General features: G+C 65.4%; 19 protein-coding genes and 1 riboswitch. Of the genes, 11 read left to right on the top strand and 8 right to left on the bottom strand.

Translation table 11 applies throughout. The annotated features are described in order from the left end of the window. Positions 1-13: 13 nt before the first annotated feature. From proC to VH499_RS04640, 4 genes are all read left to right on the top strand, one after another. Entirely contained in the window at positions 14-811 is a 798-nt protein-coding gene (gene proC / locus VH499_RS04655) for a pyrroline-5-carboxylate reductase (RefSeq protein WP_332051527.1), read from the top strand. Continuing rightward, positions 808-1,419, top strand: a complete 612-nt coding sequence (locus VH499_RS04650) for a TetR/AcrR family transcriptional regulator (RefSeq protein WP_332051526.1) — start codon at positions 808-810, stop codon at positions 1,417-1,419. Before proC ends, VH499_RS04650 begins: the two co-directional genes overlap by 4 nt. 124 nt (positions 1,420-1,543) lie before the next feature. Further along, positions 1,544-1,978: a phasin family protein gene (locus VH499_RS04645; RefSeq protein WP_332051525.1), complete on the top strand. Its 435-nt coding sequence runs from the start codon at positions 1,544-1,546 to the stop codon at positions 1,976-1,978. Positions 1,979-2,061: 83 nt separating this feature from the next. Further along, complete coding sequence (locus tag VH499_RS04640; RefSeq protein WP_332051524.1) at positions 2,062-2,400, top strand: tRNA-binding protein; 339 nt, start codon at positions 2,062-2,064, stop codon at positions 2,398-2,400. Here VH499_RS04640 and VH499_RS04635 read toward each other — a convergent pair. The 4 genes from VH499_RS04635 to VH499_RS04620 form a co-directional block, all read right to left on the bottom strand. Then, entirely contained in the window at positions 2,397-3,491 is a 1,095-nt protein-coding gene (locus tag VH499_RS04635; RefSeq protein ID WP_332051523.1) for a branched-chain amino acid aminotransferase, read from the bottom strand. The genes VH499_RS04640 and VH499_RS04635 overlap by 4 nt on opposite strands. 62 nt (positions 3,492-3,553) lie before the next feature. Then, positions 3,554-4,903 carry an ATP-binding protein gene (locus tag VH499_RS04630; protein WP_332051522.1) on the bottom strand — a complete coding sequence of 450 codons (1,350 nt, stop codon included), beginning with the start codon at positions 4,901-4,903 and terminating at the stop codon, positions 3,554-3,556. Positions 4,904-4,913: 10 nt separating this feature from the next. Beyond that, complete coding sequence (locus VH499_RS04625; protein WP_332051521.1) at positions 4,914-5,609, bottom strand: response regulator; 696 nt, start codon at positions 5,607-5,609, stop codon at positions 4,914-4,916. Between the two features lie 5 nt (positions 5,610-5,614). Beyond that, complete coding sequence (locus VH499_RS04620) at positions 5,615-6,124, bottom strand: MarR family winged helix-turn-helix transcriptional regulator (RefSeq protein ID WP_332051520.1); 510 nt, start codon at positions 6,122-6,124, stop codon at positions 5,615-5,617. Between the two features lie 200 nt (positions 6,125-6,324). On the opposite strand from VH499_RS04620, the gene VH499_RS04615 reads away from it, so the two are divergent. The 7 genes from VH499_RS04615 to VH499_RS04585 all read left to right on the top strand — a co-directional run bounded on the left by VH499_RS04615 (position 6,325) and on the right by VH499_RS04585 (position 11,212). After that, on the top strand, positions 6,325-7,245 hold the full coding sequence (locus VH499_RS04615) for a branched-chain amino acid aminotransferase (RefSeq protein ID WP_332051519.1): 921 nt from the start codon (positions 6,325-6,327) through the stop codon (positions 7,243-7,245). Between the two features lie 41 nt (positions 7,246-7,286). Continuing rightward, positions 7,287-7,405, top strand: a riboswitch (TPP riboswitch). Beyond that, positions 7,402-8,421 (top strand): FAD-dependent oxidoreductase, encoded by a 1,020-nt coding sequence (locus VH499_RS04610; RefSeq protein WP_332051518.1) that lies wholly within the window; start codon positions 7,402-7,404, stop codon positions 8,419-8,421. Its footprint overlaps the riboswitch before it by 4 nt. Then, complete coding sequence (thiS, locus tag VH499_RS04605) at positions 8,390-8,587, top strand: sulfur carrier protein ThiS (RefSeq protein WP_332051517.1); 198 nt, start codon at positions 8,390-8,392, stop codon at positions 8,585-8,587. The genes VH499_RS04610 and thiS overlap by 32 nt, the downstream gene beginning before the upstream one ends. Positions 8,588-8,590: 3 nt before the next feature. Then, positions 8,591-9,364 (top strand): thiazole synthase, encoded by a 774-nt coding sequence (locus tag VH499_RS04600; protein WP_332051516.1) that lies wholly within the window; start codon positions 8,591-8,593, stop codon positions 9,362-9,364. Next, the gene (locus tag VH499_RS04595) at positions 9,361-9,969 is read left to right on the top strand and encodes a thiamine phosphate synthase (RefSeq protein WP_332051515.1); all 609 of its coding nucleotides are present in this window, start codon (positions 9,361-9,363) and stop codon (positions 9,967-9,969) included. The genes VH499_RS04600 and VH499_RS04595 overlap by 4 nt, the downstream gene beginning before the upstream one ends. Then, positions 9,966-10,934 carry a HesA/MoeB/ThiF family protein gene (locus tag VH499_RS04590; RefSeq protein WP_332051514.1) on the top strand — a complete coding sequence of 323 codons (969 nt, stop codon included), beginning with the start codon at positions 9,966-9,968 and terminating at the stop codon, positions 10,932-10,934. The genes VH499_RS04595 and VH499_RS04590 overlap by 4 nt, the downstream gene beginning before the upstream one ends. Before the next feature lie 35 nt (positions 10,935-10,969). Then, entirely contained in the window at positions 10,970-11,212 is a 243-nt protein-coding gene (locus VH499_RS04585; RefSeq protein WP_332051513.1) for a DUF2630 family protein, read from the top strand. 175 nt (positions 11,213-11,387) lie between these two features. Here the strand turns inward: VH499_RS04585 and VH499_RS04580 are convergent, their stop codons facing one another. The 4 genes from VH499_RS04580 to uvrC form a co-directional block, all read right to left on the bottom strand. Then, positions 11,388-11,861 carry a molybdenum cofactor biosynthesis protein MoaE gene (locus VH499_RS04580; protein WP_332051512.1) on the bottom strand — a complete coding sequence of 158 codons (474 nt, stop codon included), beginning with the start codon at positions 11,859-11,861 and terminating at the stop codon, positions 11,388-11,390. A 4-nt stretch (positions 11,862-11,865) separates the two neighbouring features. Further along, positions 11,866-12,117 (bottom strand): MoaD/ThiS family protein, encoded by a 252-nt coding sequence (locus tag VH499_RS04575; RefSeq protein ID WP_332051511.1) that lies wholly within the window; start codon positions 12,115-12,117, stop codon positions 11,866-11,868. Then, the gene (gene pgsA, locus VH499_RS04570) at positions 12,114-12,683 is read right to left on the bottom strand and encodes a CDP-diacylglycerol--glycerol-3-phosphate 3-phosphatidyltransferase (RefSeq protein WP_332051510.1); all 570 of its coding nucleotides are present in this window, start codon (positions 12,681-12,683) and stop codon (positions 12,114-12,116) included. Before pgsA ends, VH499_RS04575 begins: the two co-directional genes overlap by 4 nt. A 64-nt stretch (positions 12,684-12,747) precedes the next feature. After that, positions 12,748-14,634, bottom strand: coding sequence for an excinuclease ABC subunit UvrC (gene uvrC, locus VH499_RS04565; protein WP_332051509.1), 1,887 nt, complete (start codon positions 14,632-14,634; stop codon positions 12,748-12,750). Positions 14,635-14,795: the final 161 nt, after the last annotated feature.

The raw sequence follows: 14,795 nt of genomic DNA, 5'->3' as shown, positions 1-14,795 counted from the left end.
GAAGGGGGACGGCATGGGCAAGCTCTTGTTGGTCGGCTGCGGCAAGATGGGCGGTGCCTTGCTCGAGGGTTGGCTGGCCCGTGGGCTTGCGCCAGCCGACGTGGTCGTGGCCGAACCCGTCGACGCGCAACGGCCGCGCAGACCGGGGCTGCGCGCTGTGGCATCGACTTCGGAAGTCAGCGAGACGCCCGAGATCGTCGTTCTGGCGGTGAAGCCGCAGACGATGGACGCGGCGTTGCCGGATCTCAAACGTTTCGCCGATGAAGGAGCCGTGTTCCTGTCGATCGCCGCCGGCAAGACCCTCAACTATTTTGCCGGTCATCTCGGCAAGACGGCGAAGGTCGTGCGCGCCATGCCCAATACACCGGCAGCCGTCAAGCAGGGGATCACCGTGGCGACTGCCGCCCAGGGCGTCTCGGCGGCCGAGAGGAGCAAGTGCCAGGATCTCCTCGAGGCGGTAGGGCAGGCCCTCTGGGTGGAAGACGAGGCGCTCATGGATCCGGTCACCGCCCTTTCCGGCAGCGGGCCAGCCTATGTCTTCCTGCTGGTCGAGGCGATGGCCGCCGCCGGCGCCAAGCTGGGGCTCGCCTCCGACATGGCCATGCAGCTCGCACGTGCGACCGTGACCGGCAGCGGCGAATTGCTGCGGCAATCGACCGAACCCGCGGCGCAGTTGCGCGTTAACGTCACCAGCCCGGGCGGCACCACCGCCGAAGCCTTGAAGGTCCTGATGGCCGCCGATGGACTGCAACCGATTTTCGACAAGGCGCTCGCTGCGGCATCACGGCGCTCCAGGGAACTCGCCGGATGAGCGAAACGCCGGACCGCACTGTCGAGGCGTTTCTCGCTCTGGTCGCGGAAAGGGGATTCGCTCACGTCACGCTGGCCGATGTCGCAAAGGCTGCAAGCCTTGGCGTCGGCGAGCTGTACCGGCTTCATCCCGACAAGGTGTCGCTCGTGACCTCCTTCATGCGGGGTGTCGACTCGCAGGTCCTCGCCGACACGCCACGTGATCCGGACCCGGAAGAGACGCCGCGCGATCGGCTGTTCGACGTGATGATGCGCCGCTACGATGCGCTGCGTCCGCATCGCGATGCGCTGCGCGAGATTCGGCACGCCGCTGTGCGCGATCCGCTGCTCGCCTTGGCCCTCGGTCCGGCACTGATGCGTTCAATGGGAGCGATGCTGGAGGCCGCTGCGCTCCCCAGCGACGGCTTGGTGGGTGCGCTGCGGCAAAACGGGCTTCTCACCATTCACTATGCCGTTTCTCGAACATTCGAGCGCGACGAGACGGGCGACCTTTCCAAAACAATGGCGGCTCTGGATCACCGCCTGAAAGCCGCGGAAAGGTGGTCTCAACTATTTGAAAGAAAACGAGTTTCTCCTCGGACGAGGGAGTCAGATGCGACGGTGAGATAATTTTTTGTGCATTGCACAAAGTCCCTTGACTTCGCAGGTGCAGCATCTACATTCAGCGTCGTTGTGCAACGCAGCATAACAGCGGATTTCAGCTCTAGTCCCATCAGTCCTTCAGGAGATCTTCATGTACGCCAATGGCAGCTTCAAGAACCCGTTCGCCGATTTCGACTTCACCAAGTTCGCCGGCGAGTTCAAGTTCCCGATGGTCAATATCGAGTCGATCGTCGAGGCCAACCGCAAGAATTTCGCCGCCATCACCACGGCCGGCACCTCGACCGTCGAGTCGCTGAAGACGATCGCGCAGCGCCAGGGCGACATGCTCCGCGCGGCGCTGGAAGATTTCTCCAAGCATGGCAGCGAAGTGCTTGCCGCCGCCACGGTCGAGGAGAAGGCTGCCAAGCAGATCGACTTCGCGAAGAAGAGCTATGACGTCGTGCTCGCCAATGCAAAGGAGCTCGGTGAGCTCTACACCAAGGGCCAGAGCGAAGCCTTCGGCGTCCTCAACGATCGCATCGCCGAGCTGACCGACGAGGTCAAGGCCGCGATCGCCAAGAAGTAAGCCGGTCGGCCGCAAGCCGATGGTACGAGGGCCGTCTTGGACGGCCCTTTTCTTTTGGCCGTCGGGCCGTAGGCTGCGGCGGTATGAGCACCATCGCTTACGACGACTTCGCCAAGGTCGATATCCGCGTCGGCACCGTGCGTACCGCGCGTCCGCTCGATGGCGCGCGCAAGCCCGCCATTACGCTCGAGATCGATTTCGGCCCGGAACTCGGCATCAAGAAATCCTCGGCCCAGCTCACCGCGCACTACACGCCCGAAAGCCTGATCGGCCGGCAGGTCGCGGCGGTCGTGAACTTCCCGCCGCGCCAGATAGGCAAGTTCATGTCGGAGGTGCTGACGCTCGGATTTCCCGACAGAGAGGGCGCCGTCGTGCTGGTCGTCCCGGACAAGCAGGTGCCGGACGGCGGCAAGCTGTTCTAGAAGACCTTGTGGATCCAGCCATGCGGGTCGGCGTCGCGCCCGCGCTGGATGCCGACCAGCGCAGCCTTCAGCTCCTCGGTCTTCGCGCCCGATCCGCCATTGCCGATCTTGAACTCGCCGTCCGTGCTGCGGACCGTGCCAATCGGCGTCACGACTGCGGCGGTGCCGCAGGCGAAGGCCTCGCGCAGGCGTCCGCTGCCGGCGTCGGCGCGCCACTGGTCGATCGAATAGCGTTCCTCGCGGACCTTGATGCCCTTGTCCATGGCGAGTGTGATCAGCGAGGAGCGCGTGACGCCTGGCAGGATCGTGCCGCCGAGCGGTGGCGTCGACAGAGAGCCGTCATCGAAGATGAAGAAGATGTTCATGCCACCCAGCTCCTCCACCCAGCGCTGCTCCCTGGCGTCAAGGAACACGACCTGGTCGCAGCCATGGCGGGTCGCCTCGGCCTGGGCGAGCAGGCTCGCCGCGTAGTTGCCGCCGCACTTGGCGGCACCGGTGCCGCCGGGTGCCGCTCGCGTGTACTCGGTCGAGACCCAGACCGAGACGGCCGGTGCGTCGGTCTTGAAATAGGCGCCGACCGACGAGGCGATCACCATGAAAAGGTAGTCCGATGAGGGCTTCACGCCGAGAAAGATCTCGTTGGCGAACATGAACGGCCGGAGGTAGAGACTGCCGTCGCCGTCCGGGATCCACTCGCGGTCGGTGCTCACCAGCAGATCGCACGCCTCGAGAAACAGCGCCTCCGGCAAAATCGGCATGGCGAGCCGCTCCGCCGATTGCTGGAAGCGGCGGGCGTTCTCCTCCGGTCGAAACAGCGTCGCCCCGCCGCTGGCCGTGCGGTAGGCCTTCAGCCCCTCGAAGATCTCCTGGGCGTAGTGCAGGACGGCGGCGGCCGGATCCATGGAGATCGGCGCGCGCGGCTCGATCCGGGCGTCGTGCCAGCCTTGGGGCTCGCCGTAGCGGATCGTCACCATGTGGTCCGAGAAGACCCGGCCGAAGCCCGGATTCTTGAGGAGTTCCGCGCGCTTGTCGGCCGGGATCGGCGACGGATGCGGCACGCGGGCGAAGCTGAGCGACTGGGTCCTGGACATTTCTTCTCGAGGCTATTGCCGGCACTATAGCACAGGCCGTCCTGCTACAAGCGCCGGGCGGCTCAAAGCGGAATCCTCACGATCACACGCAGACCGCCGAGTGGCGAGGCGGCGAGCGAGACATCGCCGCCGTGACTGCGTGCCACATCGCGCGCGATGGTGAGGCCGAGGCCCACACCTCCGGTCTCGACGTTGCGCGATTCGTCGAGGCGATAGAAGGGGCGGAACACGTCCTCGTAGCGGTCGGGCGGGATTCCCGGTCCGTTATCGTCGACAATGACTTCGACCGAGGTGCGGCCTCGCACGGCCCGGATTTCGGCGCGCGTGCCGTGCCGCAGCGCATTGGAGAGAACGTTGGTGAGGCAGCGCTTCATGGCAAGCGGCCGCAACTCGACATGCATGTCGCCCTCGACGCCCAGCCCGACATCGGCGCTGTCGCGCCGCGCGCCGGCCACCACCTCTTCCAGCACTTCCGACAGATCGACCGGGCTCGTCTCCTCGTCGCCCTCGCCGCGCGCGAAGGCGAGATAGCCCTCGATCATGCGCTCCATGTCGGCGACGTCGTCACCGAGCTCCTTGGTCTCCGGTGAATCGGGCAGGAGGGCGAGCGAGAGCTTCATACGCGTGAGAGGCGTGCGCAGGTCGTGGCTGACGCCGGCCAGCATCTCGGTGCGCTGCTGGATCGAACGACTCAGCCTGATCCGCATCGTCTGGAAGGCGCGGGCGGCATTGCGAACCTCGCGCGTGCCGCCGGAGAAGGCAAAATCGGGAATGTCGCGCCCCTTGCCGAGCGCATCGGCGGCGACGCCGAGATGCTCGATCGGCACCAGCTCGCGACGCATGAACCAGATTGCGAGGCCGAACAGGACGAGGGCGAGGCCGAGCTGGGCCAGCACATAGGCGAAGCTCGAGCCGAAGGTAAGGCGCAGATGCGGCACCCGCACCGTCATGATGTCGCCGTTGTTGAGCTGGATCTCGAGCAGCAGCTGGTTGCCGCCGACGTCGTTGTCGATGAAGTAGGGCCGCTTGAGATCGGCATCGAGCGCACCCTGCACCTCGCGCCCCACGATGTCATAGTGGTCGGGCGGCTTCCATTGCTCGATGATGCCCTTGCGGAAGCTGACATCCATAAGCAGGTCGATCTGCGCATGGTGGACGATCCACAGACGATGCGCCTCGTCGGGGAAATCGTGGCGCATGGCGATCAGCGCTCTGAGGTCGCGCACCAGCAGGAAGGCGAGTCTGTTGGTGACGTTGTCGCCGCGCTGGCTGTAGAACCAATATGCGCTGAGTGCCTGCAGGATCAGCATCGGCACCACGATGATGATCAGCGCGCGCGCAAACAGCGTCTGGGGCGAGTGGCGGTCGGCCCACGTCGCGACCGTCTCGAACAGATCGCCGATCCGTTTCATTCCGGACGACTCATGCATCCACCAGGCGATAGCCCTGGCCGCGCACGGTACGCAGGTAGCGCGGAAAGCCGGGGTCCGGCTCGATCTTGCGGCGCAATCGTGTCACCTGGACATCGATTGCACGTTCGTTGAGGCCGCCGCCCACGCTCCTGCACAACGCCTCGCGGCTCAGGACCTCGCCCATGCGTGCGCCAAGCGCCCGCAGAAGCGCAATCTCGGCTTCAGTCAACGGCACACGCTTGCCCTTTTGAGTGAGTTCGCCCAACGCCAGATCGAACTGCATTGGGCCGAACGTCACGTTGTCGGGCTCGGCCGCGACTTCGGCAGCTCGGCCGCGTCGCAGCACGCTCTGGATGCGCAACAGCAACTCGCGTGGCTCGAAGGGCTTGCCGACATAGTCGTCGACTCCGGTCTCGAGGCCGGCGATGCGGTCCTTCGGTTCGCCCCTGGCCGTCAGCATAAGGATCGGCACGTTGTCCGTGCGGCGCAATTCGGCAGCGAAGTCGAGGCCGGTCTGACCGGGCATCATGACGTCGAGCACGATCAGATCGAAGTTGAGGGCGGCGAGCCGCTCCCGGGCCTCGCCGGCGCTGCCGGCCACGGTGACGCGAAAGGCGTTACGCGAGAGGAAGGATTTCAACAGGTCGCGCAGGCGGGTATCGTCATCGACGACCAGGATATGGGGCTTGTCTGGCGCTACATCCATGCCGGTCAACGGCCGGGCCCGCGCACGCGCCTGTCGACCTCGATGCGTTCCGCCGGATCGAGCAGGCCCAACAGCACCTTGCGGAAGCCTTCGACCGCCTCGGCGCCGGTTTCGCGATAAGCGCGGGCAAAACGCTGGCTTTGGCGGTCGGTCAGGTCGCGCTCGAGCGCCTGGCCCTTCTCGGTGAGCCACAGCCTGCGCTCGCGGCGGTCGCGCGCGCCGCTCTTCTGCTCCACATACTGCTGCTCGAGCAGGTCCTTCAGCACGCGGCTGATCGACTGCTTGGTGACCTTCAGGATCGACAGCAAATGGCCGACCGTCTGGCCGGGATGGCGGCCGATGAAATAGAGCGCGCGATGATGCGCGCGACCCAGTTGATAGCGCTTGAGCTGCTGGTCGCTCTCGAAAGTGAAGTCGCGATAGGCATAGAACATGAGTTCGATGCCTTGTCGCAGTTCTTCGTCACGCAGAAACAGCGGGTTAGCGGGAGATCTGGTTTCCACCATCACGGACATGTCTTCTGCGTTTGCGGCGGCACTATAGAGTGTCGGACGTCACCTTGACACCGCACAGCCTGGGCCTGGTCTTCGCTTCGGAAACACGCTCTTGACAAAGGTCAGTAATACTGACCTATTTGGACCGAAACTTTCGTTTTGCGGGAGATATTCGACCGCTCCGGCATTTTGGAACTGGAGAAAAAGCAATGTCATTAACCATGGCAGATCGTGACGGCTCGATCTGGTGCGATGGTGCGCTGATTTCCTGGCGCGAGGCGAAGACCCATGTCCTGACCCATGCGTTGCACTATGGCTCCGCCGTTTTGGAGGGCGAGCGCGTCTATGAGGGCCGTGTCTTTCGCCTTGCTGCCCATAGCGCCCGCTTGATCAACTCGGCTCGCCTGCTCGACTACGAGCTGCCGTGGACGCGTGAAGAGATCGACGCGGCCACCCGAGCGGTCGTCAAGGCCAATGATCTCACTTCTGGCTACGTGCGGCCGATCGCCTGGCGCGGGTCAGAAGTGATGGGCGTATCGGCAATCGGAACGACAGTGCATCTTGCCATCGCGCCTTGGGCGCAGGAAGGCCGCCTCTCCGTGCAAGTGAAGCCCGGCGGCATCAGGGTCACGATGGCCAAGTACCGGCGGCCCGCCCCCGAGGTGGCGCCCGGCGAGGCGAAGGCCGCCGGCCTCTACATCATCTGCGGCATCGAGAAGGACCGCGCGCTCAAGGCGGGTTTCGACGACGCCCTGATGCTCGACTGGAAGGGTCGCCTCGCCGAATCGACCGGCGCCAACATTTTTCTGGCGATAGGCGGCAAGCTCGTGACGCCGAAGGTCGAGAATTTTCTCGACGGCATCACGCGGCGCGCGGTCATCGGCATGGCCGAGAGGCGCGGTTGGACGGTCGAGGAGCGGGCGGTGGCGCCGCAGGAACTCGACGATGCGAGCGAGGTGTTCCTGTGTGGAACGGCGGCCGAGATCGTGCCGGTTGGTGCGGTCGACGCGCGCCACTACCAGATCGGACCGATGACCCGCACGCTGATGGCGGACTATGCCGAACTGGTGCGCCAGCCCGACTGCGAAGGTTTCGGCGAATCAGGTCATTTCGCGCAGTTGGCGCGTGCGAAAGCGGCATAACGTGTCAGCTTGACAGGTCGGCCTCCCCGCAGTCTGCTTATCGAACGTCCGAGGGGTGTCCGGTCTCGATCGAGGAGGCTGGTCTGAGACAGCCGGAGCGGCTGAACCCTTTGAACCTGATCCGGGTCATGCCGGCGAAGGAACGGGAGTTATCAGTTGAGCCAGGCGAAGGTCATTGTCGTTGGTGCCGGCGTTGCGGGCCTCTGCTGCGCGCTCGAGCTCGGCGAAAGCGGATACGCGGTCGAGGTGGTCGAGCGCGGCCGCACGCTGGGCGACGGTTGCTGCTCGTGGATGGCCGGCGGCATGCTGGCGCCGTGGTGCGAACGTGCGACCACAGAGCCGGCTGTCGCCACGCGCGGAGCGCCGTCGATCGACTGGTGGATGCAACGCTTTCCGGGCACGGTCCGTCGGGGAAGCCTGGTGGTTGCCCAGGCACGCGACGCCGGCGAGCTGTCGCGCTTCGCTGCGCGGACCGAGCATTTCGAATGGATCGAGGCGGCGCGCCTTGCCGAGCTCGAGCCCGATCTCGCCGGCCGCTTCCGCCGCGCATTGTTCTTCGCGGGCGAAGCGCACCTCGATCCGCGCCAGGCGCTCGCGGCACTGGCCGACGCCTTGCGCCGGCGCGGCGTGCCGATCCGCTTCGGCGTCTCTTTCTCTGCTGCCGCGTCGCGACACGATCTGGTCGTCGATTGCCGTGGCTTTGGCGCGCGCGACGCGCTCGTCGACCTCCGCGGGGTGCGCGGCGAGATGCTGGTGATCCGTTCGCGAGAGATCGATCTTGCCCGGCCGGTGCGGATGCTGCATCCACGTATCCCGCTTTACATCGTGCCGCGCGGCGAGGGTGTGTTCATGATCGGCGCCACGATGATCGAAAGCGAAAGACGCGGCGGGCCGACCGTGCGTTCCGCAGTCGATCTTCTGAACGCCGCCTATGCGCTCCATCCGGCGTTCGGTGAGGCCGAGATCCTCGAGATTAACGCGGATGTACGACCTGCGTTTCCCGACAATCTGCCCGCGGTGCGGCAGGATGGGCGGACCCTCTATGCCAATGGCCTCTACCGCCATGGTTTCTTGTTGGCGCCGGCGCTGGCCCGAGAGGTGGTGGTGCGGGTCTCTGACCTGCTTCCTTCCCTGGAGACGATCGATGCAGATCTACGTGAACGGCGACCAGCATGATGTCGAGCCTGGCACGCTCGCCGTCACTCTCGACGCGCTGGGCTTTGGCGGGCGGAAGATCGCGACGGCAGTGAATGGGCGCTTCGTTGCCGCCGCTGTGCGGTCGACGACGAAGCTTGCCGAGGGCGACCAGATCGAGGTCGTGGCGCCCATGCAGGGAGGCTGAAAGATGTCGTTTTACGGTGTCGAGCTCAAATCGCGCCTCTTGCTGGGGACGGCGCGCTACCCGTCGCCGAAGATCCTGGGCGAGGCGATCCAGGCGTCGGGTGCGGAAGTGGTGACGGTCTCGCTGCGTCGCGAAGCGGGGCCGGAGCGCGCCGGCCAGAGTTTCTGGTCCATGGTGCGATCGCTCGGGGTGCGTGTGCTGCCCAACACCGCGGGCTGCCACACGGTCAAGGAAGCCGTGACGACCGCGCACATGGCGCGTGAGCTCTTCGAGACGCCGTGGATCAAGCTCGAGGTGATCAGGGACGAAGACACGCTGCAGCCCGATGTCTTTGGCCTGGTCGAAGCCGCACAGGTGCTGGCCGAAGAAGGCTTCGAGATCTTTCCCTACACGACCGAGGACCTTGCCGTGGCCGACCGTCTGGTCGAGGCGGGCTGTCGCGTGCTGATGCCCTGGGGTGCGCCGATCGGCTCGGCGCGGGGATTGAACAACGTCTATGGCCTGAAGGCCTTGCGGGCTCACTTCCCCGACATTCCCCTGGTGGTCGATGCCGGCGTGGGGGTGCCGTCGCATGCCGCGGCGGCCATGGAGCTGGGCTATGACGCCGTGCTGCTTAACACGGCCGTGGCCGAAGCAGGGGATCCGGCGGCGATGGCAAGGGCCTTTGCGCTTGCCATAGAGGGCGGCCGGCTGGCGTTCAACGCGCAGCCCATGGAGCCGCGCGACATGGCGGTGCCTTCGACGCCGACCATCGGCCGTGCGGCGCTCGGAGATTGACGATGATCGGTCGTTTCTATCCCGTCGTGCCCGATGCCGACTGGGTGGGGCGCCTGGCTTCGGCTGGTGCACGATTCATCCAGCTCCGGATCAAGGATCAGCCTGATGCCGAGCTGCGGCGCCAGGTGCGCGCAGCCAAGGCGTCATGCGCGGCGCACGGGGCCGATCTGATCGTCAATGATTATTGGCAGATTGCCGTCGACGAGAAGTGCGGCTGGGTCCACCTCGGGCAGGAAGATCTGGCCGATGCGGACGTGAAGGCGATCCGCCGCGCCGGCCTTCTGCTCGGCGTTAGCACGCACGACCACGTCGAACTGGAAAAAGGTCTCGCCGTCGATCCCGACTATGTGGCGCTCGGTCCGATCTATCCGACGCTCCTGAAGAAAATGCCATGGACACCGCAGGGGCTGGAGCGGATCGGCGAATGGAAGAAGCTGATCGGTCGCAAGCCGCTGGTGGCGATCGGTGGGCTGACGGTCGAGCGGGCGAAGCTCTGCCTCGCCGCGGGCGCCGACTCGGCGGCGGTCGTGAGCGACATCGTCAACCATGCCGACCCGATGGGGCAGACGAGGGCGTGGCTCGCCGCCACGCGGGTGATGGCATGACCGACCGGTACGTGCGGCAGACGATTCTCGAGGAAGTCGGCGCCCCGGGCCAAGCGCGGCTCGCGGCTTCCTCGGTACTCGTGGTGGGCGCGGGCGGACTCGGCTGCCCGGTGCTGCAGTATCTTGCCGGCGCCGGCGTCGGCAGGCTCACGATCGTCGACCACGATACGGTCGAGGAGAGCAATCTCCACCGCCAGCCGCTTTTCGCCATGCCCGATATCGGCAAGGCGAAGGCCGAGGCGGCGCGTGCTGCTCTGCAACGGTTCAACCCCGACCTGTCGATCGAGGCGAGGGTCGAACGGCTGACGCCACAGAATGCCGCCGGCCTGATGGCGCAAGCGGACGTGATTGTCGATGCCGCCGACAGCTTTGCCGTCACTTACATCCTGAGTGATGGCTGCAGCGCCGCGTCCAAGCCGCTGGTCAGCGCATCGGTGATCGGCCTCACGGGTTACGTCGGCGCCTTCTGCGGCGGCGGTCCGAGTTATCGTGCGGTATTTCCCGATGTCTCGATCGATGGCGGGACTTGCGCGACGGTTGGCGTTCTCGGCACGGCCGTTGCCGTGCTGGGCAGCCTGCAGGCCCATCTCGCGCTCCATCTCCTGCTGAAGCTCGAGCCGACGGTGCTGGGCCGGGTCGTCACTTTCGACGCACGGAAGATGGCCTTTGGCGGCTTCGGATTCGAAGGCAGCCCCGAGCCTGAATATTCCGTGCCTTTCATCGCGCCTGCCGCCGTCGCGTCGGACGACTTGGTGATCGACCTGCGCAGCCTCGATGAGGCGCCGATCTCGCCGTTCGACGGCGCTCGCCGACTCGACGTCGAACATATCGAGGAGATCGTCACGCAACCTCCACCATCGCAACGCATTGTCCTCTGTTGCCGCAGCGGACAGCGGTCGCTCATGGCGGCAGACCGGCTGCGCGGACGCGGACTTGCCAATCTGGCGTTGGTGGCTCTGGGCTGAGAATCGCCCACATCCTTTGATGGAGGAGATCGGTCATGACGCATGTCACGGACCAGACCGTGCTCAGGCATATCGAGCATCTGGTTGCGGAGGAGAAGAAGCTCTACGCCAAGGGTGATATTTCCGATTCGGAAAGAGAGCGGCTCGAAGGGATCAACGTCGAGCTCGATCGCTGTTGGGATCTGCTGCGCCAGCGGCGCGCGCTGCGCGAGTTCGGACGCAATCCGGACGAGGCCGAGGTGCGCCCGGCCAGGATCGTCGAGAATTACCGGGGATAGCGAGGGCAACTCCGGGCCGCCATGCGCTGTTTCCTGATGAAGAACGGAGTGCACCATGGCGCACGATCAGGCGGTGGTCTCGGTCGAGCCGCGCCAAGCCATGGCGCGCGATCGCTTCGGATACGCCGGCGGTGTCACCGCAGTCGCGGGCACGATCGGTCCGCCGAGGTAAAAGCTACACCTTGCGGTTCCAACGCGCGGCGGCCGTGTCATCACGGGCGTCCGCGCCGACCCACTTTTCGCCAGCGGGCGTGTCCTCGAGCTTCCAGAACGGCGCCTTGGTCTTGAGCCAGTCGACCAGAAACTCGCACGCCTCGAACGCAGCCTCTCGATGCGGCGAGCCGACGGCGACGAGGACGATGCGATCACCTGCGCCGAGCCTTCCGTAACGGTGCACGATGAGAGTCGTTTCGAGCGGCCACCGGCGGTTGGCCTCGGCTTCGATCTCCTCCAATGCTTTCTCGGTCATTCCCGGATAGTGCTCGAGGGTGAGCGCGTCGATCCGCTCGCGATGCAATCCGTCGCGCACGTGCATCTCGCGGACCAGCCCGACGAACACCGCGAGGCCGCCGATGCGCTTGTTGCCTTCGGTCAGCGTCTCGATTTCGGCGCCGATATCGAAGTCGGCTTCCTGGATCCGGACGGCCATGGCGTCAGCCTCCCGTGAAAGGCGGAAAGAACGCGACTTCCTTGGCGCCGGCGAGCGGCGTGTCGAACGGCGCCGTCCGATGATCGACCGCCGCGCCGAAGGCGGCGCCTTCGGCCAGCGCCTCGGCATGGCCATCGCTCCGCGTGCGCAGCCACGCGATCAAGTCGCCGACCGTGCGCACGCCGGACGGCGGTTCGACCTGCTCTTCGGCCAAACCGACGGTCCGCTTCATCCAGGCAAAGTACTTCACCTTCATTGGGCACTGCCGGGCGGCGTGTCTTCCGCCATATGATGTAATCCGGTCCGGAGATAGTCGTAGCCGGTCACCAAGGTGAGGCCAGCCGCGATCCAGATCAGCCAGAGGCCGATCGTCGTCACCCACGGCGCGGCCGCATCGCCGACGAGAAGAAAGGCGATGGCGGCCATTTGCACGGCTGTCTTCCATTTGGCGAGCTGGCTGACCGGCAGGCCGACGCGCAGTTCGGCCAGAAATTCACGCAGGCCCGACACCAGGATCTCGCGGGCGAGGATGATCAAGGCGGCAAAGACGTGCACGCCGCTCAAAGGGCCATTCTGCACCAGCATGACGAGGACCGCAGCCACCAGGAGCTTGTCGGCGATCGGATCGAGAAAACGGCCGAGCCGGGAAATCTGGTGATAGCGGCGGGCAAAGTAGCCGTCGAACCAGTCGGTGACGGCCGCCGCTGCGAACAGGAACACCGCCACCCAAGGCGACCAGGGCCGGTCGACCCACAGGCAGGCAACGACCAGCGGAATCGCCACAATGCGCGACAGGGTGAGGATGTTGGCGGTGTTCAGCATGAATGTCCCTGAACCATAATGCCCATTCATCGCCGCCTGTCACCCGACGGTGCGGCGAAGACGCTCAATGTCCGCCCCGAAAATGATCGTGGATCTTGCGGGCGAGAGCATCGGATATCCCGGGCACTGCCTTGATGTCGTCCAATGTCGCCACCGCGACTGCCCGCGCGCTGCCGAAGTGATGCAGCAAGGCGCGCTTGCGGCCGGCGCCGATGCCCGGCACCTCGTCCAGAACGGAGCGCGTGATGCCCGCCGCCCGCCGCGTTCGATGGGTGCCGATCGCGAAGCGGTGCGCCTCGTCGCGCAGACGCTGCAGGAAGTAGAGGACGGGATCGCGGGGTTCGAGAGAGAAAGGCGGTCTGCCAGGCGCGAAGAACCGTTCGCGACCGGCATCCCGGTCTGGTCCCTTGGCGATGCCGACCGTGGCGATATCCTCGAGCCCGAGCTCGGCCAGCACCTGTCGGGTCGCCTCGAGCTGGCCTTGCCCGCCGTCTATCAGCACGAGGTCCGGCCAATGCTCCTCGTCGCGTTCGGGATTCTCCTTCAGCGCACGACCGAACCGCCGGCTCATGACCTCGCGCATCATGGCGAAATCGTCGCCGGCCGCCCCCTCGGTCTTGATATTGAACTTGCGATACGAGTTCTTGATGAAGCCGTCCGGTCCGGCGACGATCATGGCACCGATCGCGGCCGCGCCCTGAATGTGGCTGTTGTCGTAGACTTCGACGCGCTCCGGCGCCGCATCGAGACCGAACACCCGCGCCACGCCTTCGAGGAGCTGGCGTTGGGTGCCGCGTTCGGCCATGCGGCGCGCAAGCGCCTCGCGGGCGTTCGTGACCGCCTGATCGAGGGCATCCTTCTGGTCGCCACGCTTGGGATTGCGGATCTCGACCTTGTGGCCGGCCGACAAGGCCAGCGCGCTTTCCAGAAGTTCGGCCTCCGCCACGTCGTGGCTCGTCAGCACCAGCTTGGGTGCCGGGCGCGACTCGTAGAACTGGCCAATGAAGGCCGACAGGACGGCCGCCTCGTCGAGTTCCTTGGCATGGCTCGGAAAGTAGGCGCGGTTGCCGAGATTCTGCCCGGCGCGCAGGAAGAAGACCTGGACGCAGACCTGACCGCCTTCGGCATGTGCGGCGAAGATGTCGGCCTCGTCGATCGTATGCAGGCTGATCGATTGGTGCGACTGGATGTGCGCCAGCGCCTTGATGCGGTCGCGCAGCACGGCGGCCTGTTCGAATTCGAGGTTGCCCGAGGCCTGCTCCATGCGTTGTGACAGCGCCTGCTGGACTTCGCGATTGCGGCCGCCCAGGAAGTCGCGCACCTCGTCGACGATCCTGTCGTATTCCGGCTTGTCGATGCGGCCGACGCAGGGCGCCGTGCAACGCTTGATCTGATATTGCAGGCAGGGCCGCGTCCGGGTCGAGAAGACGCCATCGGAACAGGAACGCAGGGGAAAGGCCCGCTGCAATGCGTAGAGCGTGCGATTGACCGCAGTTGCCGAGGCGAACGGTCCGAAATATTCGTTGCTGGGCTCGCGCGTGCCGCGGTGCTTGGCAAGTTGCGGCCATTCCGTGTCACGGCGGATGACGATGTAGGGAAAGGACTTGTCGTCGCGCAGCAGCACGTTGAAGCGCGGCCGGAAGCGCTTTATCAGGTTGTTTTCCAGCAGCAGTGCCTCGGCCTCGCTGTCGGTGACCGCGAATTCCATCGTTCGGGTCGCCGACACCATGCGCATCAGGCGGGTGGCCAGCCGCGTGGGCTGCGTATACGCCGCAACCCGGCTGCGCAGCGACCTCGCCTTGCCGACATAGAGGACCTCGCCACTGGCCGCGATCATGCGGTACACGCCCGGCTTTCGAGGCAGGGTGCGCACGAAGTCGGCGATAGTTCGCATGCCGTCCGCGAGGGAGCCTTCGCTCAGCGGCTGTTCAATGTCGGCTTCGTCGTTCACGAGGGTGTGGGGAAGTCTGTGAAAAACCTGATCGCATGGCCGACGTTACCTCGACGTCACCATATTGACTCAATGTAGGCATGGTGGCAGCGCGCTGCCACTGCGACCCTAATTCCTTGTCGACCCTCGCTTATTCCGGCCGCTGACGATTTGCCTGGCCG

Origin of the sequence: Reyranella sp., assembly GCF_036558665.1 — a bacterium.
In the GTDB taxonomy this organism is placed as follows: domain Bacteria; phylum Pseudomonadota; class Alphaproteobacteria; order Reyranellales; family Reyranellaceae; genus Reyranella.
This window is presented reverse-complemented; position numbering and strand designations above follow the sequence as displayed.

Bases quoted from the DNA above. Each gene is read 5' to 3' on its own strand.
- VH499_RS04575 (WP_332051511.1), bottom strand. From the start codon at position 12,117: ATGAAGGTGAAGTACTTTGCCTGGATGAAGCGGACCGTCGGTTTGGCC.
- VH499_RS04590 (WP_332051514.1), top strand. From the start codon at position 9,966: ATGACCGACCGGTACGTGCGGCAGACGATTCTCGAGGAAGTCGGCGCC.
- VH499_RS04600 (WP_332051516.1), top strand. From the start codon at position 8,591: ATGTCGTTTTACGGTGTCGAGCTCAAATCGCGCCTCTTGCTGGGGACG.
- VH499_RS04635 (WP_332051523.1), bottom strand. From the start codon at position 3,491: ATGTCCAGGACCCAGTCGCTCAGCTTCGCCCGCGTGCCGCATCCGTCG.
- thiS (WP_332051517.1), top strand. From the start codon at position 8,390: ATGCAGATCTACGTGAACGGCGACCAGCATGATGTCGAGCCTGGCACG.
- VH499_RS04630 (WP_332051522.1), bottom strand. From the start codon at position 4,903: ATGAAACGGATCGGCGATCTGTTCGAGACGGTCGCGACGTGGGCCGAC.
- VH499_RS04585 (WP_332051513.1), top strand. From the start codon at position 10,970: ATGACGCATGTCACGGACCAGACCGTGCTCAGGCATATCGAGCATCTG.
- pgsA (WP_332051510.1), bottom strand. From the start codon at position 12,683: ATGCTGAACACCGCCAACATCCTCACCCTGTCGCGCATTGTGGCGATT.
- VH499_RS04580 (WP_332051512.1), bottom strand. From the start codon at position 11,861: ATGGCCGTCCGGATCCAGGAAGCCGACTTCGATATCGGCGCCGAAATC.
- proC (WP_332051527.1), top strand. From the start codon at position 14: ATGGGCAAGCTCTTGTTGGTCGGCTGCGGCAAGATGGGCGGTGCCTTG.
- VH499_RS04645 (WP_332051525.1), top strand. From the start codon at position 1,544: ATGTACGCCAATGGCAGCTTCAAGAACCCGTTCGCCGATTTCGACTTC.
- VH499_RS04620 (WP_332051520.1), bottom strand. From the start codon at position 6,124: ATGTCCGTGATGGTGGAAACCAGATCTCCCGCTAACCCGCTGTTTCTG.
- VH499_RS04640 (WP_332051524.1), top strand. From the start codon at position 2,062: ATGAGCACCATCGCTTACGACGACTTCGCCAAGGTCGATATCCGCGTC.
- VH499_RS04625 (WP_332051521.1), bottom strand. From the start codon at position 5,609: ATGGATGTAGCGCCAGACAAGCCCCATATCCTGGTCGTCGATGACGAT.
- VH499_RS04650 (WP_332051526.1), top strand. From the start codon at position 808: ATGAGCGAAACGCCGGACCGCACTGTCGAGGCGTTTCTCGCTCTGGTC.
- VH499_RS04615 (WP_332051519.1), top strand. From the start codon at position 6,325: ATGGCAGATCGTGACGGCTCGATCTGGTGCGATGGTGCGCTGATTTCC.